Annotated in this window: 22 protein-coding genes and 1 other annotated feature; of the genes, 2 read left to right on the forward strand and 20 right to left on the reverse strand. The window is 31.1% G+C overall.

Annotated features, from left to right (window positions below; all coding sequences use genetic code 11):
- Nucleotides 1-32: 32 nt before the first annotated feature.
- The 17 genes from A3M9_RS0112500 to A3M9_RS0112580 all read right to left on the reverse strand — a co-directional run bounded on the left by A3M9_RS0112500 (nucleotide 33) and on the right by A3M9_RS0112580 (nucleotide 16,720).
- Nucleotides 33-809 carry a hypothetical protein gene (locus A3M9_RS0112500; protein ID WP_027309473.1) on the reverse strand — a complete coding sequence of 259 codons (777 nt, stop codon included), beginning with the start codon at nucleotides 807-809 and terminating at the stop codon, nucleotides 33-35.
- 4 nt (nucleotides 810-813) lie between these two features.
- On the reverse strand, nucleotides 814-1,353 hold the full coding sequence (locus tag A3M9_RS0112505) for a GNAT family N-acetyltransferase (protein ID WP_027309474.1): 540 nt from the start codon (nucleotides 1,351-1,353) through the stop codon (nucleotides 814-816).
- A 12-nt stretch (nucleotides 1,354-1,365) separates the two neighbouring features.
- Complete coding sequence (locus A3M9_RS0112510) at nucleotides 1,366-2,118, reverse strand: prolipoprotein diacylglyceryl transferase (protein ID WP_027309475.1); 753 nt, start codon at nucleotides 2,116-2,118, stop codon at nucleotides 1,366-1,368.
- 6 nt (nucleotides 2,119-2,124) lie between these two features.
- On the reverse strand, nucleotides 2,125-2,547 hold the full coding sequence (locus tag A3M9_RS0112515; protein WP_027309476.1) for a hypothetical protein: 423 nt from the start codon (nucleotides 2,545-2,547) through the stop codon (nucleotides 2,125-2,127).
- 8 nt (nucleotides 2,548-2,555) lie between these two features.
- On the reverse strand, nucleotides 2,556-3,119 hold the full coding sequence (locus tag A3M9_RS14320; RefSeq protein WP_051350745.1) for a hypothetical protein: 564 nt from the start codon (nucleotides 3,117-3,119) through the stop codon (nucleotides 2,556-2,558).
- Between the two features lie 63 nt (nucleotides 3,120-3,182).
- Nucleotides 3,183-4,262 carry a hypothetical protein gene (locus A3M9_RS0112525; protein ID WP_027309477.1) on the reverse strand — a complete coding sequence of 360 codons (1,080 nt, stop codon included), beginning with the start codon at nucleotides 4,260-4,262 and terminating at the stop codon, nucleotides 3,183-3,185.
- Nucleotides 4,263-4,324: 62 nt separating this feature from the next.
- On the reverse strand, nucleotides 4,325-5,173 hold the full coding sequence (gene rsmA, locus A3M9_RS0112530) for a 16S rRNA (adenine(1518)-N(6)/adenine(1519)-N(6))-dimethyltransferase RsmA (protein WP_027309478.1): 849 nt from the start codon (nucleotides 5,171-5,173) through the stop codon (nucleotides 4,325-4,327).
- Nucleotides 5,170-5,715 carry a ribonuclease M5 gene (rnmV, locus tag A3M9_RS0112535; protein ID WP_027309479.1) on the reverse strand — a complete coding sequence of 182 codons (546 nt, stop codon included), beginning with the start codon at nucleotides 5,713-5,715 and terminating at the stop codon, nucleotides 5,170-5,172. Before rnmV ends, rsmA begins: the two co-directional genes overlap by 4 nt.
- A 71-nt stretch (nucleotides 5,716-5,786) precedes the next feature.
- Nucleotides 5,787-6,824: a 3D domain-containing protein gene (locus tag A3M9_RS15040; RefSeq protein ID WP_051350746.1), complete on the reverse strand. Its 1,038-nt coding sequence runs from the start codon at nucleotides 6,822-6,824 to the stop codon at nucleotides 5,787-5,789.
- A gap of 271 nt (nucleotides 6,825-7,095) precedes the next feature.
- Entirely contained in the window at nucleotides 7,096-7,845 is a 750-nt protein-coding gene (locus tag A3M9_RS0112545; RefSeq protein ID WP_027309481.1) for a TatD family hydrolase, read from the reverse strand.
- Nucleotides 7,846-7,856: 11 nt separating this feature from the next.
- The gene (metG, locus tag A3M9_RS0112550; protein WP_027309482.1) at nucleotides 7,857-9,788 is read right to left on the reverse strand and encodes a methionine--tRNA ligase; all 1,932 of its coding nucleotides are present in this window, start codon (nucleotides 9,786-9,788) and stop codon (nucleotides 7,857-7,859) included.
- 101 nt (nucleotides 9,789-9,889) lie between these two features.
- Nucleotides 9,890-10,085 (reverse strand) — a binding site (T-box leader).
- A gap of 38 nt (nucleotides 10,086-10,123) precedes the next feature.
- The gene (locus tag A3M9_RS0112555) at nucleotides 10,124-11,578 is read right to left on the reverse strand and encodes an RDD family protein (RefSeq protein ID WP_027309483.1); all 1,455 of its coding nucleotides are present in this window, start codon (nucleotides 11,576-11,578) and stop codon (nucleotides 10,124-10,126) included.
- 39 nt (nucleotides 11,579-11,617) lie between these two features.
- Nucleotides 11,618-13,057, reverse strand: coding sequence for a GGDEF domain-containing protein (locus tag A3M9_RS14325; RefSeq protein WP_051350747.1), 1,440 nt, complete (start codon nucleotides 13,055-13,057; stop codon nucleotides 11,618-11,620).
- An 11-nt stretch (nucleotides 13,058-13,068) separates the two neighbouring features.
- Nucleotides 13,069-14,022 carry a cache domain-containing protein gene (locus A3M9_RS0112565; RefSeq protein ID WP_027309484.1) on the reverse strand — a complete coding sequence of 318 codons (954 nt, stop codon included), beginning with the start codon at nucleotides 14,020-14,022 and terminating at the stop codon, nucleotides 13,069-13,071.
- Between the two features lie 191 nt (nucleotides 14,023-14,213).
- A complete protein-coding gene (locus tag A3M9_RS0112570) occupies nucleotides 14,214-15,551 on the reverse strand; it encodes an MATE family efflux transporter (RefSeq protein ID WP_027309485.1) in 1,338 nt (445 codons plus the stop codon).
- Between the two features lie 81 nt (nucleotides 15,552-15,632).
- Nucleotides 15,633-16,145, reverse strand: coding sequence for a spore maturation protein (locus A3M9_RS0112575; RefSeq protein WP_035166733.1), 513 nt, complete (start codon nucleotides 16,143-16,145; stop codon nucleotides 15,633-15,635).
- The gene (locus A3M9_RS0112580) at nucleotides 16,142-16,720 is read right to left on the reverse strand and encodes a nucleoside recognition domain-containing protein (protein ID WP_027309487.1); all 579 of its coding nucleotides are present in this window, start codon (nucleotides 16,718-16,720) and stop codon (nucleotides 16,142-16,144) included. Before A3M9_RS0112580 ends, A3M9_RS0112575 begins: the two co-directional genes overlap by 4 nt.
- Nucleotides 16,721-16,898: 178 nt before the next feature.
- Between A3M9_RS0112580 and A3M9_RS0112585 the strand changes: the two genes are divergently transcribed.
- Nucleotides 16,899-17,369, forward strand: a complete 471-nt coding sequence (locus tag A3M9_RS0112585; RefSeq protein WP_027309488.1) for a hypothetical protein — start codon at nucleotides 16,899-16,901, stop codon at nucleotides 17,367-17,369.
- 80 nt (nucleotides 17,370-17,449) lie between these two features.
- On the opposite strand, the gene A3M9_RS0112590 is transcribed toward A3M9_RS0112585, so the two are convergent.
- From A3M9_RS0112590 to A3M9_RS0112600, 3 genes are read right to left on the reverse strand one after another with little or no spacing between them, the layout of a single operon-like run.
- Complete coding sequence (locus A3M9_RS0112590) at nucleotides 17,450-18,802, reverse strand: CCA tRNA nucleotidyltransferase (RefSeq protein WP_198011977.1); 1,353 nt, start codon at nucleotides 18,800-18,802, stop codon at nucleotides 17,450-17,452.
- A 9-nt stretch (nucleotides 18,803-18,811) separates the two neighbouring features.
- Nucleotides 18,812-20,650, reverse strand: a complete 1,839-nt coding sequence (locus tag A3M9_RS0112595; RefSeq protein ID WP_027309490.1) for an ATP-binding protein — start codon at nucleotides 20,648-20,650, stop codon at nucleotides 18,812-18,814.
- Between the two features lie 2 nt (nucleotides 20,651-20,652).
- The gene (locus A3M9_RS0112600; RefSeq protein WP_027309491.1) at nucleotides 20,653-21,606 is read right to left on the reverse strand and encodes a DNA double-strand break repair nuclease NurA; all 954 of its coding nucleotides are present in this window, start codon (nucleotides 21,604-21,606) and stop codon (nucleotides 20,653-20,655) included.
- Between the two features lie 207 nt (nucleotides 21,607-21,813).
- Here A3M9_RS0112600 and A3M9_RS0112605 point away from each other — a divergent pair, with 207 nt between their 5' ends.
- Complete coding sequence (locus A3M9_RS0112605; RefSeq protein WP_018660109.1) at nucleotides 21,814-22,056, forward strand: AbrB/MazE/SpoVT family DNA-binding domain-containing protein; 243 nt, start codon at nucleotides 21,814-21,816, stop codon at nucleotides 22,054-22,056.
- Nucleotides 22,057-22,316: the final 260 nt, after the last annotated feature.

Below are 22,316 nucleotides of genomic sequence, written 5' to 3' on the forward strand. Positions count from 1 at the left end.
AGCTTCATATCTATAGATATGAAGCTATTATTTTACTTATTCTTAATAAAATATGTTATTTTATCTCCTACTCTATTTCCTTCATATAAAAGCCTTTGAACCACATTATTTTTATTCTTTATTACAACATTTGCTACAACCTTAGTATCATTATATGTGTTTGTAACTATTGTAACAACGTAATCAGCATTATCTATGCTATCGACTATTTCAACAGAATTATTTTTTATGGAATCAAAAATATTAAACATATCAACACTTGTAAGATATTTTGTAACCATATAATCCTTGTCTATATCAATAAAAACTTTATTATTTCCAATTCCTTTTTTAGGTATCCTCTCTATTACATCATCTAATAGCGAAACGTAATATTCCTTTGCCCCTTTAAACATCTCTTTTTTCATTATTCTTTTTATAAATTCATCCTCTATACTATCATCTACATAATATCTATTTCCATCCTCATCAATCAAATTAGGCTGTGTCTCGTCCGTTATTCCTGCAATATATTTGAAGGTTGCTACTTTTTTGTTTGAGTCATAAAATTCAATATAAAAATCTGGTTCAAAATTTGTTTCTGCTGATAAATCCTTTGCTTCGTATATTTTATTTAAAAATCTTTTTATTGAAGAAGCATCAAACATTGTATATCTTCCTGCAAGCCTTGTACTTGTTATAATAATCCTTTCGTACTTAGTTTCTTTTTTAATTTTACCCTCTATCTTGGGATTTATATGTTTAAAAGTACTGCAGGAAGTAGTCAGACCTATGCATAGGGCTAAAATAAATGTTAAAATTTTTTTCACACTATCACCATCCTATAGTTCTTCCCATATAGTACAAATCATAATATTTTCCATTAACCATTACACCCCGTGATATTTTACCCTCAAATTTAAAGCCCCATTTAAGGTATAGACTGATTGCAGGCATATTGTCATCTCTCACCTGTAATTCTACCTTTTTAATTTTCTCTGTGCTTTGAGCCCATTTAAAGAAATAATCCATAAGGCTGTTTCCAACCCCTATATTCCAATAATCCTTAAGAACAGCAATTCCTAATTCTCCTCTATGCATAAGCCTTTTCCTTTGTGATGCAACAAAGCTTAAATTTCCTATAATCTTACCATCTAAAATTGCAACGATATATAGGCAGTTTTCTCTGCTATTTAAACTGTATATTAAACTTTTCTCTTGATCATAATTTAGATAATAATCATCCATACCAAAGGTTAAATTGTCTGACTCTGTGCCTAACCTATTGTACATTGCCACTAATTCCTTTGCATCCCTCTCTTCAGCACGTCTTATACCAAGCTTTTTTCCATTTTTAAGCTCATATATCATCATCACTGTATCACCCTAACTTCTTTTTAACTTGTGAATATTATATACAAAAACTCCGATTATAAACACAAATATACAAATAAATTGTGATGTTGATAAAAACAATACATTTCCTCTTGGGTCGTCTCTTAAAAACTCAACAATAAATCTTCCTACACTATATAGAATCATATAAAGACCAGCTACTTGACCGTTATGTTTTGCCTTTTTAGAAAAATAAAATAGCACTGCTGCAATTAAAAAGTTTCCTAAGCTTGAAATTAACTGTGTAGGTATAAGTCTTACCCCATTTGGTGCAAAGGGCGAGTTTTTAAATACTACTCCAAATGGACTTGTTGTTTCTTTACCATAACAGCAGCCTGCTGAAAAACATCCTATTCTTCCAAGACCTTGTGCTACTGCAATTGCTGGTGCTGCAACATCAAACATTTTTAAAAAATCAACCTTCTTTTTTCTGCAGTATATATATGCTGCTAAAACTCCACCTATTAAACCTCCATAAACTACAAATCCACCCTTAATCATATCCTTAAGCACAACAGGATTTTTTATTACATAAGGTGCTTCTGCTATTATAAATAGAAGCTTAGCACCAATTACCCCTCCTAAAACCCCAAAGATTGCAATATCAAGTACCACATCATCACTTATTCCAACCCTTCTTGCCCTATACATACTAATAATAACTGCCGAAAGAATACCAACAGCTATCATAAAACCATAGCTATATATTGTTATATTTCCTATTCTAAATAATATTGGATGCATAACACCTTACCCCCTTAGCATATAAACCTTTTCTAATAAAAACGCTATTAATAAAATTATACCAGAATATAAAAAAATTGATATACCTGTATAAAAGCCATCCTCCCTAAATTCCTCAAAGGCCTCCTCCATTGCCTCCTCAGTATATGGATTTTCCTTCATATCATAAAAACCATAAAGTGGGCTTTGTCTTCTAATCCTTCTAAGTTTTGCATCTTCGTTTCTTTTATAGAGTTGAGGTATAGCTAAAATCATACTAAAGCCACCAAAGTAATATAGCGTAGTATAAATATTTTTAAATATATCCTTATTTCTTATCAGTGCATATATGATAGAAATAGCAGATAGTACAACAATTGATATAAAAGAAGCAATAAGTACAAATTTAACTCTTTTTTTTATCAAAAATATCTTTTGTTTTTTATCCATAATCCACCTCATTTAATTAAAGTTTTATTCACTATCTCCTCAAATAGATTATAAAACTTATCATTAAAAATTTCATCCCTTATAAAAAAGCTCATCCTAAATACATATCCCTTATTAGTCTTAACAAAATATTCGTAAACCCTATAGTATTTATTGTCATTTCCCCTTCTTACATATTCAAGTAAATATCCATCTTTATTTGCTACCTTCTTATTGTAAATATTAAAAAACTTAAAATCAACTACTCCAGTAGCACTTTTTTTGGAATTTTCCAAATATGTTTCTAAATCTTTTATATTTAAAACTTCAACTATTCCTCTTATACTTCCATCGCTTGATTTAAAATCCGCGTGATATAAAACTTCATTATCTTCAAAATTAATTTCAATATGCTCAAAATTCACAGGTAGATAATATATTATACCATACCTTTCTACTTTAATCTCTTTATAATTCTCTATATTTAAGTTTAAACTTACCTTGTACAGTTTAAAAATTGACAACCAATTTAAAGATAAAATAAAAACTATTATAGATACAACCGTTACTAAAAAAATTTTGTTTTTACCCATAAAACCCCTCCCATTTAAAATTTAAAAAGCCCCATCTGAGTTTTCCTCTATGGGGCTCAAAATCTACTTATCCTTTGGTTTAGGAATCATAATACAGCCATTGTAGGGATTATAGGTCATAACCCACATACCCTTATCCTTTACTTTTATCCACTTAATAAAACCTGTCATACCACTATAGGGCTGGGATTTGACATCATTTTCTCCTTCTATACCGTATAGTAGATATTTAACTTCTCCATCCTTATCATACTTTATTCCAAAGTAGTAGTATCCTGTATTCTTGCAATATTTTAAATAGTTAATATAAGGATATGCCATCTTTATATGGTATATTGCACAATAGTAAGGATAATATTTATTGTCTTTTAACTTAATATCATAGTCTAACTTAACCTTCCACCATCTACAATTTGAGTACTCTTCAGTTATTCCATCTACCTCTTCAAAATCCCTAAGTATCTCCTCGAAATAATTTGCGTGTTTTTGCTGTTTCTTTATTTTTAGCTCCTCATTTCTTATAAGCTCAACCTGTGCTGCCTCATCATAAATAGTATCTTCTTCATCTTTTTTATCTTCTTTAACTTCCTCTAATTTCATAACTTCTTTCTTTATTTCATTTTCATATTCAATAAACTTCTCTGCTTCCTTTTCTACAACTTCATCTTTAACTTCAACTTCAACTTTAACCTCTTCTTTAGGTTCCTCTACTGTTCTCTTTTTTACAACAAACCTATCCTTAAAACTTGCCCTTTCTTTTCCCACATATCCTACAAGTGGAAAATTAGTCTGTTCTGCCTCTACAACTATAGTTGAAACATTAAACTTATCAACATTAAGACCTGTATCTGCTACATTATCCTCCTTATATTCCCACCAAATTTCTCCTCTCCCTGTATCATCAACAGGCACCTCTCCAAGCCTTGCTGTATAGAGTGGATTCTTTGTTGTATCAATTAGATAACATACATATGGGCCCTTTTCTTTAACAAGATTCTGTACATAAACAGTAATCTTACACTTACCGTTCTTGTTTTCAATCTTTGTATATCCCGTTGGCTGCTTATCTATAGCTATTCCAAAACCCTTATCTTCTTCCTGTAATATTATGAAATATCTACTATAACTTTTTTTAGCAGACACTCTTATACCTCCCAGTTAATGTTCATCATTATAGTATATGAACATTAACCGAAAAATTGTCCTTATTTTTTAAGTTTTGTATAAATTATATTAGAAAGTTTAGCAAACTCCTCAATACTTAATGTCTCTCCTCTTCGTGCCTCATCAATATCAGCCTCAATAAACACATTGTGAAGCTCATCCTCCTTAAGCCCTATTGGCTTTAGAGCATTAAAGAGGGTTTTTCTTCTCATATTAAAGGCCTGTCTTACTACATTAAAAAATAAATCTTCATCCACTACGTGATATTTTGGAGGTCTTAAATCCATCTTTATTACGCTTGATTCCACCTTTGGAGGAGGAACAAAACAATTTCTTGATACTTTACATACCTTATGTACGTCACAATAGTATTGAACTAATATAGAAAGAGAACCGTATTCCTTTGTACCCGGTTTTGCAACTATCCTATCTGCAACTTCCTTTTGAATCATAACTATAATCGATTTTAAAGGTAATTTATCCATTAAAACCTTTGTTAATATTGGTGTTGTTACATAATATGGTAAATTTGCAACAAGCTTAATATTTTCTAACTCCTCTTCCTCTATAAGCTTTTTAAAATCAACCTTTAGTGCATCATTATGTATTATCTTTATGTTTTCAAAGTTTGCTAAGGTTTCATTTAAGATAGGAATCAACGTGTCGTCTATTTCAACTGCAATAACCTTTTTACATCTTCTTGCCATCTCCTGAGTTAAAACACCAATACCAGGCCCTATCTCAATAGCAGTACTATTTTCATCAAGCTCTGCAGAATCAACAATTTTATTAAGAATATTTTGGTCTATTAAAAAGTTTTGTCCTAAACTCTTACTGAATTTAAATTCAAAATGCTTTACTATATCTTTAGTTTTTGAAGCAAGACTCATTCTTTTCCCTCCTTTGCTCTATATACAGCTCTTTCAAAATCTTCTCTTTTTATACCGTATCTATTTAATCTATTTAGAAACTGTTTTGCATTTCCATATCCTATTCCTAAAATTTTCCCAACTTCATCCCTAAGTTCAGATGCGTTTTCTGTATCAGCAAGTCCGTATTTTATGATATCCTCCATTGTAAACTCTATCTTAGGATTTTCAATCTCTGTTTGAACTTTATTTAAGGCGTCCCTTATGCTCTCTATGCTTGCATTCTCAACTCCTATGTCTCCATTTTTAATAGCTCTATCCCTTGGCATATATGCGTGTTTACATCCCTTTACCTTTTCTGATATTGTTCTTCTTATCTTCTCTCCTGCATAATCAGGGTCAGTAAATATTATAACACCTCTTGTTTTTTGTGCTTCCCTTATCCTCTCTATTGTTTTTTCTGTAATTCCAAAACCACTTGTAACTATAACATCTGCATCAACTGCCTGTTTTACCTTAATTAAATCATCTCTTCCTTCTACAACTATAACTTCTTTAATCAAATTAAACACCTCTTTTATTATACTTCTACACAACCTATTAATTATACAAAAAAATAAGGTGGAAATCCACCTTATTTTAAAACATAAACATCTACATATCTAACTCCCCAGGTTCTGTATTCACGGCTTCCTGGATTAAAATAAAGGTCAATCTTTTTACCCTTAATTGCACCACCTGTGTCCTCTGCTATTGCAAATCCATAGCCAGGAATATATAGCTTTGTTCCAAGTGGTATAACATCAGGGTCTACTGCAACTGTACTATAGCCATCTTCATCTCTTCTTGCTATTGTACCCGTTGCGGTTCTTCCAAATCCAGGGCTTCCAGGCATCTTACCTGTATCTTCGTAGCTTGAAGTATAACAGGTTGCTCTCATTCTAAACTTTTGAACATAGAATATCTTGCTCTCACCTCTTGATATCCAAGCAAGTGTTCCGTATGCTATAACTTTATTTACTGGAGCCTTTTTTACGTTTTGTGCTACAACTTGTCTTGAGATTTCTTTCCCATCTTCATATACTACCTTTGTTATGATTTCCTTCTCTCCATCTTGACCATCCTGTAGAACTTCGGTTGTCCCCTTTGCAAGGTTATTATTTGCCTTTCTTACTATAGTATAAGGTATTCTTTCGGTTTTTGTTATGATTTTTTCTTCTACCCTTGTTATTTTAATATTGGTTCCTTGTTCTACCTTAGATGTTAAGGATGGAGATACTTTGTCCTTTTCATTTAGGACAATACCTTCTTCTTGTAGTACGTCTTCTACCTTGTCTTGAGCAGTTTTTATTGTTATTACTTTACCATCAACCTGGATGGTAACTGGAACTGCTCTTTTTATATTTATAATAGTGTCATCTTCTACTTTACTGTCAAGCCCAGGTGTAACCTTATCCTTGTCTCCTACATTAACATTACAAGACACTAAGACATCCTTAACCCTTGCCTTAAAGGTAGCCACCTTAACTACTTCTTTACCATCTACTATTGTTACTGTTTTCTCTGACTGAACATAAAGAATTAAAAAGGCAACTACACAGGCGGTTACAATGCCTAGAAACCTGGGATTACCTATTATTCTGGTCTTTACCTTAGAGGTCATATTGCTCATATTAACACCTCCTTATTGGGACCAGGGACAACTATCACATTATACACATTTCGACATAATTTGTCAAATGCCCCAGCTTCCCAAGCTGGAAAATTCTTAAATGCCTATACTTGGCATATTTTATATAAAAAATTATAAACAAAAATGATTGCATTTATACACTCTATTCCCAGCACGGAGGCAACTTGTTAATATTATATACAAAAATTGCAAAAAATAAAACCCAATTATTCACTTTTCATTATTTTTTACAAAAAATTAATTTAAGGGCTTATAGATTAAAAGCCCTTAAACCATTCTTATATGTAGTCTCCTCCACCTTTTTATAATCAAGTTCCTTTATCTTTGAAATCTTATCTATTACATAAATTAAATATGAAGAATCATTTCTTTTTCCCCTATTAGGCTCTGGTGCCATATAAGGGCAGTCAGTTTCAACTAAAATATATTCAAGGGGTATATTTTGTACAACCTCCACAGTTTTTTTAGCATTTTTAAAGGTAACTACTCCTGTGAAGCCTAAAAAATACCCAAGTTTAACAACTTCCTTCGCAAACTCATAGCTTCCGGAATAACAGTGAAGAACCCCTGTAACCCCCTTAAACTCTTTAATAATCTTTAAAGTATCCTCGTGGGCATCTCTATCGTGAATTACAACTGGCTTATTTAACTGCCTTGCTAAATCCATCTGCTCCATAAATAGTCTTTTTTGTTTTTCTCTATCGTGGGGATAGTAATAATCAAGTCCAATTTCTCCAACTGCAACAATCTTATTCTTTGAAAGTAAATCCCCAATAACGTTTAAATCATTCTTCTTTTCTGCCTCGTGGGGATGAAGACCAACTGCACCATAGAAAAAGTCATATTTTTGTGCAAGTTCTACTGTATTAAAACACCCTTCAATACTTGCACCACAATTTAGTACAAGTCCAACACCTGCTTTCTTTATTTTGTCTATAACCTCTTCTCTATCTTCATTAAAGGCTTCATCGTCATAGTGTGCGTGTGTATCGAATATCAAGCTATCACTCCTTACTTAACCTGTGCACCAGTTTCTATATCGCCATCAACTGTAGCAAGAACAAGCTTTTCTTTATCTGAAGTTGAAGCTGCTAAAATCATTCCATAGGAGTCTACTCCTCTTAATTTTACAGGCTTTAAGTTAGCAACTAATATAACATTTTTTCCAATAAGCTCTTCTGGTTTAAAGTGTTTTGCAATTCCTGAAACAACCTGTCTTTGCTCTCCACCTAAATCAACCTTTAACTTTAGAAGTTTATCTGCTCCCTCTATTCTTTCACACTCTAAAACCTTAGCAACCCTTAAATCTATTTTTGAAAAATCATCTATTGTAATTTCACTCTTTATAGGTTCCATCTTCTTCTCCTCCTTCTTCTCTTCCTTTTTATTCAACTTTTCAAGTTCCTCAAGCTTCTTTTCAACATCTATTCTTGGGAATAGAAGTTCTCCTCTTTTTACTCTTGTTCCATTTTTAATGTTTCCAAATGTCTTAATTGAATCCCAAGTTAAATCATCAAAGTTAAACTGATTTTTTATTTTTTCTGCTGTATCTGGCATAAATGGTTGTAATAATGTAGTCACAAATCTTATTGTCTCTGATAGGTTGTATAAAACTTCCTTAAGTCTATCCTTGCTGTTTTCGTCCTTTGCAAGAACCCAAGGCATAGTTTCATCTATATACTTGTTTGCTCTTGAAATTAGTTTCCATATTTCATCCATTGCATCACTTATTCTGTATTTATTCATAAGCTCTTCAACTTTTGTTGGAGTCTCTACTGCAAGAATCTTTAATTCATCATCATATTGACCCTCTTGTCCTCTTGAAACTTCTCCATCGAAATACTTTTCAACCATTGTTAATGTTCTTGATACAAGGTTTCCAAGGTCATTTGCAAGATCTGAGTTTATTCTCTTTATAAACATTTCATTTGTAAACTGTCCATCTTGACCAAATGGTATCTCTCTTAAAAGATAGTATCTTACTGCATCAACACCAAAATGCTCTGTAAGAACAACAGGATCTACAACATTTCCCTTTGACTTTGACATCTTTCCACCATCAACAAGCAGCCATCCGTGTCCAAAAACCTGCTTTGGTAGTGGTAAATCAAGTGCCATAAGCATTATTGGCCAAATAATTGTATGGAATCTTATTATATCCTTTCCTACAAGATGTACATCTGCAGGCCAATATTTTTTGTATAATGTATCATCTTCACTTCCATATCCTAACGCAGTTATGTAGTTTGCAAGGGCATCTATCCAAACATATACAACGTGCTTTGGATCAAACTCTACAGGTACTCCCCAAGTAAAGGATGTTCTTGACACGCATAAATCCTCAAGTCCTGGTTTTAGGAAGTTATTTATCATTTCATTCTTTCTACTTTCAGGTTGAATGAATTCTGGATGTTCCTCAATATACTTTAGTAATCTATCTTGATATTTAGATAGCTTAAAGAAATACGCTTCTTCCTTCGTCCATTCTACATCTCTTCCACAGTCTGGACACTTACCATCCTTTAGCTGTGTTTCTGTAAAGAAGGATTCACAAGGAGTGCAGTACCAGCCTTCATAATATCCCTTGTATATATCTCCCTTGTCATATAGCTTTTTAAATATGTATTGAACTGCCTTTTCGTGATAATCATCTGTAGTTCTTATAAATTTGTCATAGGATATGTTCATTGTCTTCCAAAGTTCCTTAATTGAAGCAACAATCCTATCAACGTATTCTTTAGGAGTAACACCATTTTTTTCTGCTATTCTTTGTATCTTTTGTCCGTGTTCATCTGTTCCTGTTAAAAACATTACATCATATCCTGTTAATCTCTTGAATCTTGCCAATGCATCTGCTGCAACAGTTGTATAGGTATTACCGATATGTAGCTTATCACTTGGATAATAAATTGGGGTTGTGATATAAAATCTCTTATTTTCCATATCTCTCTCTCCTTTCTATTGTTTATAGACTTATCTGTTTTTGAAATATTATTTATTATACTTTATAATTTTTATACTATAAAAAAGTAAACCTCGCCCCATATAGGGGCGAGGTATCGCGGTACCACCCTACTTCGCCTTTCGGCCTTAATTTGGATAACGGCAATGCCGCAACAGCCTACATATCGACTGCTGTGCTCCAGAGCCATCTTCACATAACCCTATGCCGCTGGCTTTCACCTACCCCAGCTCTCTTTTGACACGGTATTATGTTACTCTCTCCTTCAAAGCATTTAACATTATTAAGATTAATGTACAAAATTTGATAGTTTTTGTCAAGACCACAGGGTTAATATCCTATTTATCATCAGTAAAAATTTATTTTGTTTATATACTTCAATTCTATAGGAATGCCCCATAACATCATCTTTTCCAATAGATTTTACAACCAATTCATCTAAACCGTCTCCATCTATATCACAAACTTCCTCCACTATCCTTACCATATAGGAATATCTTCTTGCAGGTCTTTTTCCAAAATTATATTTTATTTTAAAATTAGTATCTAATACCTCAAAGATTTGTATATTTCCTACCTTAAACATCATATTATTTCGTGCAATATTATTTATTAAATATCCACCATCAAATTTAAATATATTTGTTATATCCTTTCTTTTGATTTGCCTTTTAAATTTATATATAAATTGCCCTTCCTTAAAATCATATTTATATATATTTGTCTTATTTTCACCCTTTGATAAAACAATTATTCCATCCTCAATCATAAAGGCAGATGGTAAAATATCCTCTCCAATTTTACCAAAAAACATTGTGCTTAATTCGCCTTTATTTAATTTATATATTTCAATATCTGCATTTCTATTCAATATTACTATTTCATCTAATCCATCTTTATCTAAATCCCCAGTTTTTATATTCACAACATCTTTATTTTTTATATATTTTTTTGCATATATATCTCCCCAGTTTGAAAATATAATAAGTTCTCCCTTTGGAGTTACTGCACAAAAATTGTCTTCACCTCTATAGTTTACACTCTCTATGAATTGAATAGGAAAATCAACTTTAAATTTATATTCCCCTATGAATTCATCTCCATTTTTATTTAACCTATATACCTCTGTGTATTTTAACTTATTTGATATTCTATAGATTACCTTTTTCCCACCCTCATCGATTATAGCAGTATATCTACGCCCTACAGTTTTAAGATAAAGTTCCTCTTGGGATAAGCTTAAAAGGTTATCTCCCTCAAAGCTTTGAAAGTATTCATCCGATATGGCATATTTTTCAAGTCCAAATTGTCCAATTTCATCTAATAAAAATCTTGAGGTACCCTTTAACATTGAAACTATTAGTAAAAAGTATGAAATATATAGTATTAATTTATTTGTATTTGTTTCCTCCCTTTTTTTATCCACATAGTCCACATAAACGCCTGAGGATATATCGTGAAGGGTTCTAAGTTTTTTGTCAAAAAGGGCATATAGGTAACCTATGTAAAAAAAGCTTGAGGCTATTCTAAATATCTCTCTTTTAAGAGCAATTTTATAGGAATAATCAGAAAGTCTAACCTTTAAAAGCATCATACCTAATGTCTGCCCAAATTTAGCCTGCATAAATACTCTATATATAAATAAAGCAAATAGAGATAGAATATATGCATATGCACCCAGTTCTGATAATATTAAATAAACTATGATAAATACAATCCAATCTATCAAAAAAGCAGCAGAGCGGGAAACAATAAGTAAAATCTTTTCCATAATAACACCTCATACTTATTTTTCCCGCTTCTTTATTTTTTACGCCTCTTTATATATTACCCTGTTTCTTCCTGACTTTTTAGCATTATAAAGTGCCTCATCTGCTAAATCTATTGAATAGTCTATGTTGTTTTTATATTTTGTAACACCAATGCTAATTGTAAACTTTATATTCAAATTATCTTCTTGGTATGTGAAGGACTCTACTTTTTTTCTAAGTCTTTCTGCTATATTTAGGGCATCCTTTTTAGTTACACCTGTAATAACTAATAGGAACTCTTCTCCCCCAAACCTTATTGCATAGTCTCCTTCTCTTATGCCCTCCTTTAAAATATTAGATAAAGCCTTTAATACTTTATCCCCAACCATATGTCCATAAGTATCATTTATTCTTTTAAAATAATCTATATCTGCCATCATAAAATATGTGTCCACACTATCCTCATCAAGTTTAGATGATAACTGTTCCATCAAAAACCTCTTGTTGTATAAACCTGTTAACGAATCTAAATTAACTTTATCACTTAAATCTATTTTGTCCTTATTTAATCTTTCAATTATTTCATTAAATTTATTTTTAAATACTTCAACTTCTTCTATATTGTCAAGCATACTATCTGAACTTTTTATTCTTGTTAGAGTTGTTATGCTGACTATTACTCTATTTATATATTTGTTTATTGATTCGGAAATTATATAGGCAAATACTATTGCCAAAACCACAGTTAAAAAGAAATATAGTGCAACCTTTTTAAATAGGTCATTCAAAAATTCATTTCTTATGTCCTGTCTATCTATTGTAACAATCATACTAAAATCTGTATTTTTTATTGGTTCTATTATGTCTTCCTTATATTTTTTATCCTCTTTAGACATCCTAAACAGATTCTTTCCAAAACTATCCTGTATGATTATATTGCCTAAACCAACTAAATTATAATCCTTCAAAATATAATCAAACTTTTTTGAATCAATATATCCAACAACTACACCATATCTTCCATCTTCTCTATATGGTGCTGAAAATGCAACATAATCTACTCCATCTTCTTCAATTACTGTGCAAAAGGAACCATTGTTAAATAAAAGACTTTCCTTAACATTTAAACTATCATATTTCTTATATAATGCTAAACTTCTTCTAACCTCTATAATCCATCCATCTTTATCTATATACTTAAGTTTAGTATATTCTTCTCTTGTTAACAAAAATCTTCTCAATACCCCTTCTATCTCATCTCTTTTATAGGTCTTTAAGTTATCCGAATTGGAAAGCAGCCTCATATCGTTTATATTCATTTCAACAAAGGCCTCAAGATATCTCTTGTTTCTATTTAGTACCTCTATTAAATTTTTTTCATCATTTTCTGTAAAAGTATTGGTTACTGATAAAAGAAAAGTAGACGAGAACATTATTAGCGGAAGTATAGAAATTGCTAATAAAAATAACGTTATAACTACCTTTAATCTTTTAAACATCTTAACCCACCCTAACCTTTGTTAATGTATCCGAAAAATTTGTTTATTTGAGATTTTAATCTACTAAATTCATATATTTTATAAAAGAATATATTTTTACCCTCTATCCTTTTCTTATTGTCAATAGAATCTATTATTTCTCCAATTACCTCCTGTACTTGATTTGCTATATAGTTTGCAATTGGAATGATAGAAATGATAATAAATACTAAAAACACAATAATCTTTAAAAGTATGTTCTTATAGAGTATATCCTTAAAATATTGATTGTTTATGTCGGCAACTAAAGTCCAGTCTGAGTTTTTTATTGGCAACATTATTTCAGGATTTTGATTGAAATTTTTATCTGCTTTTTTAATTAAGAACTTATCTCTACTGTCCATTATATATATCTCTGCAATTGCATCTAAATTGATATTATGAGTAAAAAAATCTACTGTATCCGTTGGCATATATGCAATACAAGTTGCATATACTTCTTGGCCTATTAAAAAATTCGATGCAAAGCACATATAAGCTGTGTTATCCTCTTCGTTTGTATAAAAGGCAATATCTCCGTGTTCAATTGCATATTTATCAAAATAATCAAGCTGTGCCTTTTTATATTCTCTTATTCTCCCATCTCTATGAACCTCTAAAACTTCACCATTCTTTTTTATAAATTTCATCTTCTGAAAATCATCTCTTACATTCATTACCCTCTTAAATACATCTATTATCTCTTCCCTTTTAAGGGTTTTTACGTTATCAGATGTTGCAACTAACTTAACATCTTTAATATTAACCTCTACAAACCTTTCAATATACTTTTTTTCCTTTTCAAGCACGGATTGTATATTCCTTTTATCATTAGATATAAAAAAGTTAAAGGTATTATTGAAAAACAAAAATGCAAAAGTCAAAAGAGGTACCAGTGATGAAATCATTATCAATGTAATAACAAAAAACCTGATACTTTTTTTCATATATAGCTCTCCTCAAATTACCTTTGTTTAATTATATTATATCAATATTTTGTCAAAAAAACATTAAAGTTGTCGTAAAATTTTAAAATATACCTTAATATTTTATAATAAATACACAAAACCCCATAAAGGATTTATAGAATATAAATCCTTTATGGGGTTAAAAGTTATAAGTGATGAGGATGCCATTATTAAGATTTTTTTACTACTACCTTCTTCTCCCATCTTCCTGTTCTATAATAAATGTAATTTAGTGTGCTTCCTACTACCCATCCAATGCCTATAGACCACCAAACACCATTAATACCTATACTGCTTGAAAGATATTTTGCAAGGGGAACTCTAATTCCCCAAAGTGCAATTAGGCTTGTTATCATAGGTACCATTGTATCTCCAGAACCTCTTATTACACCTGACACTATGAACATAAAGGCAAATGTAAAATAGAACATACCAACTATTTTCAAATAATCAACTCCAAAGGCAACCACTTCTTTTTTAGAGTTAAATACACTTATAAGAGGTTTGGCAAATATTATCGCAAGGGAAGCAATTATAATAGAGAGCAAAACCCCTATTAAAAGCGTTCCTCTAAATCCCCTAACCACTCTATCCTTCTTATTTGCCCCTAAATTTTGTCCAGTAAATGAGGATACAGCAGCACTTAAACTCATTATTGGCATAGACATAAATGAGTCTATTCTTCCTGCTGCACCAAAGGCTGCCATTGCATCTACTCCAAATACATTTATAATTGAATTTAAAAATACCATAGCCAGCGATACCAAAGTCTGCTGTACTCCCATTGGTATGCCTATTTTTATTATTTTCTTTAATATTTCCCTATCTGATTTTATACTGTCTAATTTAATTTTAAACAGTTCGTGCTTTTTGTTTATGTAATTTACGCTGAAAATAAAGGAAACAGCCTGTGCTATAACTGTTGCAACTGCAGCCCCTACAACACCAAGCTTAAATACAAAAATAAATATAGGATCAAGTATTATGTTTATAACTGTTGCTATCATTAAGAAGTATAAAGGCGTCTTTGAATCCCCCATACCTCTTAATATTGCTGCAACTCCATTATATCCAAACATAAACACCATACCTAAAAACATTATTATTAGATATTTATTTGAATCATTCAAAATAGAAGCTGGTGTATTTATTAAAATTAATACAGGCTTTGAAACGATTACCCCTAAAATTGTAACTATAACAGAAGAAATTAGTAAAAAATAAAGTGTTGTATTTATTGACTTTTTAACATTTTCATAATCCTTAGCACCAAAGTATTGGGAGATAATAATACTACTACCCATAGTTACTCCCATAATTAGTGAAATGAGCATAAATAGTATTGGGAAGCTTACTGTTACTGCTGCAAGCCCCTTTTCTCCGACACCTTTACCTACCCAAATACTATCTACGGTATTATAAAGAGTTTGAAGAAGATTTCCTAAAAGCATTGGTATTGCAAAATATATTATTTGCTTTATCTCATTTCCCTTCGTTAAATCCCTCAAATTTATCTCCTCCTTTGTACTTATATATTATATATCAAAATATTAAGTTGATGTAATATAAAAATATATAATTAGTTCTGTCTACCGAAATATCCATATAAAGTTACAAACTATAATGCAGCTTATTATATGTGCAATTAAAGCTACTATTAGAGCGTGCCTTATTTTCTTGACTCCGATACTTCCAAAGTATAAAGATATTGTATAAAAAATTGTCTCACTTGAGCCCATTATAAGAGCTGCGATAAACCCTTCTGTTGAATCAACTCCATAGGTCTTCATTATATCTGTCATAACAGATATAGCGCCACTTCCAGATAGGGGTTTTATTAAAATCATAGGAACTACTCCTGAAGGTATATTAAGCAAATTATTTATTGGAGTTAGCAATTTAATAAACAAATCAAGGGCACCCGAACGTCTAAATACATCTATTGCAAATATCATTGTCAAAAGAAATGGAGCTATATTAAAAACAGTTTTAAACCCGTCCTTTGCACCATCAACAAAAACTTCATATACTTTAACACCCTTAAACATTGAATATATAAGCACAAATAAAATAAAAGCAGGTACAAAATATATTGAAATCATTTATACCACCTTCTAAATATTGCTTCAAGAAATAGTGCTATAAATAGTGTTAATATACTAACTGCAATTGTAGGGCCTATTATGCTTGATGGAGAAGAGGAACCTAAATTAGCCCTTATTGATATTACTGTTGCTGGAATTAGCTGTATGCAAGCACTATTTATAATAATGAATTTAATCATATAATCCGATGCAGTATCCTTTTTAATGTTAATTTTTTGCATCTCCTCCATAGCTTTAATTCCAAAGGGAGTTGCCGCATTTGAAAGCCCCAGCATATTACTTGCAATATTCATTACTATAAAGTACAGAGCCTTTTTATTTTTGTTTTCAAGATTTGGGAAAAGAATTTTCATAGGTAATCTTAGCATTGCATAAAATAATTCTATAAGTCCTGATTTTTCGCAAAGTTTCATTATGCCCGACCATATAGCCATAATACCAAGAAGGCTAATACAGAGCTTTACAGAACTTTCTGCCGACTGTGCGATTATATTTGTAAAGTCAACTGGATTATAAAAAAAACTAACCAATATGCCAAATATAATCATTAAAAACCATATAATATTAACCATTTTATACTCCTATAACGTGTTCTCCTTAAAAATATATACGAATCTTAACAAAATTAGTATTTATTTTTATTGACAAAAATTTTGACTTATCTTAAAATTAACATAACATTAACCACCATTTACATAGACTATGTTAATATATAATTAGAAACCTCAAAAATTAACGGGGGTGGTTTGGATGATTTTAAAGCCAATGGAAGTTAAAAATCTAAAGAGAGGAAAATGGATCGACGTTGAAGTATATGATGGGGACGTGCGTGTACTCCGTAGAAATTACTGTGGTGTCTATGAATTATTCCATAGGGATAATCCAAGAAAAATAGAATACTTTGAAGACCTTCAACTTTTTAAGATAAGATATGGAACACTCATAAAAAAATTCCCACTTACTAACATATCAAAACAAAGGCTCGAAATATATAAAGTAGCAGAACATTTAGATTTATCCTCACTTCTAAAATGGTTTTCCACGTATGGTATAGTTAATTTAAAAAAATCAATAAACATCGATGGTCTTAAAATAGATTATTATTTGTGGTCATCAGATGCAGATGCTTGCAATTGTGAATTCCAGATTATTGAAAGTAAAGATGGATATACCATAAATATATCTAAAGAGCCTTTTGAGAAAATTAAAAGAGCATCATAATATATATGTAGATAAAGAATCCCCAAGAAGGAGTTACTCTTTCTTAGGGGATTAACTATTTATAATAAAACTTATGCTTTTTATTTGTTACTTTTTATAAATTCAATTGCCTCTTCCCTTGAGTTTATTTTGTTTCTAAATATAAGCTCATTTGTCCTTTCTAATATTTCCCCAACCCTTGGTCCTTCAATGTTTAATATGCTACATACATCCTCTCCTGAAATAAAACTATCCTTCTTTTGCATATAGTCGTAATATCTATCTATCAAACCTATAACAAATTCAAAATATTTATCACTTTCACCATTTTCATCAAGAAGACTCCTTGTAGCAAGAACGTCATATAATGATACTATTAATACCGATGGTAAATTTATACCAAAATCCTTTATTAACTTATATAGTGCCTTGTCACTTGCTCCCTGCTTAAAAAGTCCAAGTATCCTCATATGCCCCTTTATAACAGATTTAATCAATGCTGCCTTTGAATTAGACATAGGAAGCCTTTTTAATATTGAGTTAAATTCATCAATTCCTGTAACATCGTGTCCTTTAAATGTAATTTTTCCATCTATATCCTTAAAAGCCTTTACTTTGCCTATATCGTGTAAAAATGCCGCAAGCTTTAAAACTTCTAATCTTTTGGAGGTTCCAATATTCTCCTCAAGATACTCTTTTATCTTGTATCCCCATTTAGTATCGTAAAGTTCTTGGTACCTATCCTCTAAAAACTTAAGTGTTAGGGTTGAGTGGGTATAGGCGTCAACAAGATGATATTTGCATTTACCTATCCTTTTCATTTCCTTCATAATAGGAAATATTTTTTCTATAACCCCTATATCGTCTAACATTTGTATATAATCATAGCTATTTTTAAATTTTAGTATTTTAAAAAGTTCATCAACTATTCTCTCACCCTTTATAACTTCTATATATTCTACATCCCTATTAAACAATTCTATAGTCTCATCATCAATATTAAACCCTAATTCTCCCTTTAACCTATATGCCCTTAAGATTCTTAAGGCATCATCCTTTATAATATTTTCTGATGTGTGCCTTATTATCTTCTTTTTAATATCCTCAATGCCCCCAAGTACGTCTATATATTCCTCCTTAACTAAATCATAGGCTATTGCATTTATTGTAAAATCTCTGTTTTTTAAATCCTTCTTTATGTTCTCTCCCTTAAAATTTGAAAAATCAAAAACCATCCCATCTACAACTACCCTGTATACATCATCGTGTAGTTTAATCAATTTTCCATTTGTGTTTTTACTAAAATATTCTGCCACCTCCATATAACAAGAAGTGGTAAAATCATAGTCCTGTACTTCTCTATTTATCAAAATATCCCTTACAGCACCACCAACTAAATATATAGGAATATTGTTTTGCCTGCTGTATTGCTTTATTATGTCTAAATACATCATAATCATCTCCTACTTTCTGTCATAGTATTCTCCTAAAAATGCACTGTTTTTGGTTATAAAACCTCTTTTAGATAATTCATCTAAGTAATACTTTAAATCCTCTATATCCTTTATTTTATCCCTATTTACCTTAGATAATATATTTAAAAGGTCAGTTGTATAAATTGGCAAAAACTTTTCTATCTCTTGATACACTTCTTCATACTTTTTATCCCTAAAACTTAATAGCTCGTCAAATGGATTTTGAGTATGGCTGGTTGTTGTGTGTGAAAGTCTTATTCTAACAGGTACTGTTCTTCCAAATAGAGCCGAGGATATAAAAACATCCCCACTTCTCAAATATGGTAGTCTTTTTGCTTCTTCATTTGTTATATCCGTCTCTTCCTTTATTGTTGCAATGTCCGATGCCCTTACTGTTCTAAACACAAGCTTTGTATTCAGCTGTGCTGTAACCGTTTCATCAAGGAGTGTCGGACGCTGTGTTGCAAGAATTAAAAACACTCCATATTTTCTACCTTCCTGTGCAATCTCCTTTATTATTGACTTTGATGGTGTATCATATCCCTTTGGAGCAAAATTGTGGCTCTCATCAAAGGCTATTATAAATGGTGGGAAAAAGTCCTTCTTCTCACCTCTTTGAACAGAATCTCTATAATCCCTTCTCTTATGATAAATGTTTGAAATTAAATAGGTTGAAAACACATTTAATAACTTAATAGGGCCTTGTACAACTGCAATTTTTCCATCCTTTAAACACTTTTCTACTCTTGTTATATCATTTGTAAATATACCATCCTTATACAATCTCTGTAATCTCCACAACACACCATTAACCGATTGAGGTGGTAAACTTCCAAACTCTCTATATACCTCAATCATTTCATCGAACTTACCTGCATCCATATCGTCATCGCATTTTGCCTTTCTATCTAAAATCTTTTTTTCACTTCCTATCTCAAGTGCCTCCTTCAATAGAGATAATCTCCTCTCAAAGGAGAAATAGGTATCCTTATTCTTATGCACCTGCTCTATTACATTAGTCATTGAATCAGTCAACGTACCTGCAGATGCTGCTCCAATAAGATTTATTAAATCCCTATTAGTTAAATTATCAAATTTTACACCTACTGCCTTTCCTATCTCTAAGCATTCAAATCTATCAATAAAATCATATTGATATTTAATATCTATATCCTTTTGGTTCTCTCTAAAATTCATTTCAAAATGGGGATCAAGTACAACTGTTGGTATATTTTTCTTCATCAGTTCCTCAAGTATAACCCTAAGACCAAAGGATTTTCCTGAACCCGAACCTCCAAAAATACCTATATGCGGATACTGCTGCATTGAAGCTATATCAAATATAAAAGGAACACCATTTTGATTTATGATTTTTCCATCTTGATATAGTAAAAATCTGTCTTTAAGTTCATACTCCATTGTATCGTAGAGCTCCTCAGAACTTTTTATAACTCCAAGTACAAGTCCTGATTCAATTTTTGACTTTAAAAGTAGGTCCTTAACCTCATCAAACTTTGGCACTCTAACCTCCGAACCTACCTGTATTGGATATTCTGCCTCTACCATAAGCCTTACCTTTGCTATATAAAGGGTATTTTCATCTATACTGTACCCTAACGCTTTCAATGAGGCAATCACACTTTTATCCACAAAATCCCCATTTATATCAAGCGGAATAAACCTGTTATATGCACTGGTTTCTACAACTTCGCCTCTTAAAAGTCCCTGTCTTTCATCATTTATAACAAGTATTTGATTTATTTTAAATGGTGTTTTATCTGAAACAACAAATACTTCCTGCTGATTGGTAATTCCAACAACCTGCATAATTAATACCCCCTCTTATTTCTCTTTGGATTAAAGTAAACTTCTACAACTTCTTTATCTAAATAGCCATCTATTAGAGCCTTTAACTTTTCATCTGTAACCTTTGTTTCAACATCAACTAAATCAATCAAATAAGGAATTCCCCTTGATTTACTAAATGTAAGTGTATATATTAAACTCAATATACCTTCTGATACAGCCTCCTGTTCCTTTAAAAAATCAATTCCTATAGCCTGAGGATCATCTGAAAACCTTGCATAAAAACTTTTAATGCCACTATCCTTTTTTCTGGTTTTTATTTCCTTTTTCAAATATAGATACTCACCTTCGCTTAACATATTAAAGAGTATCTCCCTATCATAGATAAACTCATCATAAAGTTGTCCATCTTTTATAAGTATCTCACCAATATCCTTTGTTTTTACTTCTTCTGTTATCCCTACTATTATTTTATTTTTATAAAGAGCAGATTTTTTGAGTTCATCCCATTCATAGGGACAGTCTATTTTATAATGAAGTAAAGAACCATCCATAAAAATAATATTAGCCTCACAATTATTTATGGCATCCATTGCTGCCTTAATTTCCATTTTAGACATTGTTGCTCTTCTTTTTATTGCATCCTCATCTTGAGTCATATTTTCCTCTAATAAAGGTGTATAAATATCTTCATACTCCGCCTTATATCCCTTTGTACAAAGTGCCACAGCTCTGATTAATGAAATATAGTGGGGATATAATCCACCAAAATTATTTATACTACCATCAACAGCAACAACACCTTTATCACAGGAAACAGCCCTTAATTCCTGTTCATTTAATTTTTTTGATTTTTTTATTGTAGCAATATCGTTTTTTATAAGATACTCCTTTATATTATTTCTATCTAATCCTTTATTTTTATCCTTTAAAATAGAATTTAAATTTTCCAATTTCTTCTTCAATTCATCAAACATAATACATTCACCTCTTTAAAATATTCTACACTAAATTCATAATATTTGAAATAAGGGACAAAATAAAGGTAAGAGCTTACCAAATTGTTAATTAAAATATTTTATTAAATTAATTAGAAAAATTAAGTTAAAGTCATTGACTTTTAATGGTAACTTTGTTATTATCTAATTAAGAAATGTCGAAGATTGTTGAAGGAGGTAGTACATATGAAGTCCACAGGAGTAGTTAGAAGAGTAGACGAACTTGGTAGAGTAGTTATTCCAATCGAACTTAGAAGAACACTTGACATAGCTGAGAAGGACGCACTTGAAATCTATGTTGACGGAGAAATGATAATCCTTAAGAAGTATCAACCAGCTTGCATATTCTGCGGAGATGCAAGAGATGTTGTTAACTTCAAGGGAAAAAATATCTGCAAAAACTGCTTAGCTGAAATAAAGGCTGAATAACAATATAGGTGCCACCAAGAGCTCCGAAAAAATAGTGGCTTTTAATGACGTTTTTTATAAATATTCAACTTAATTTAATAAAATGCATAAAAAGTTATTAATGTAAAATGCGTAGCATTAAAAATATATTAATATTTGTTAATTCAATCTATATAGGGCTTTGTTTTTGAGCCCTATTTTTATTATTTCCTCATTTTAGGGCGTAGCAAAGCTAAGGGTGGCCTTTTGATGCATAATTAAGTTGACCATCCTTACTATAT

Source organism: Caloramator sp. ALD01 (assembly GCF_000472625.1).
GTDB lineage: Bacteria > Bacillota > Clostridia > Clostridiales > Caloramatoraceae > Thermobrachium > Thermobrachium proteoclasticum.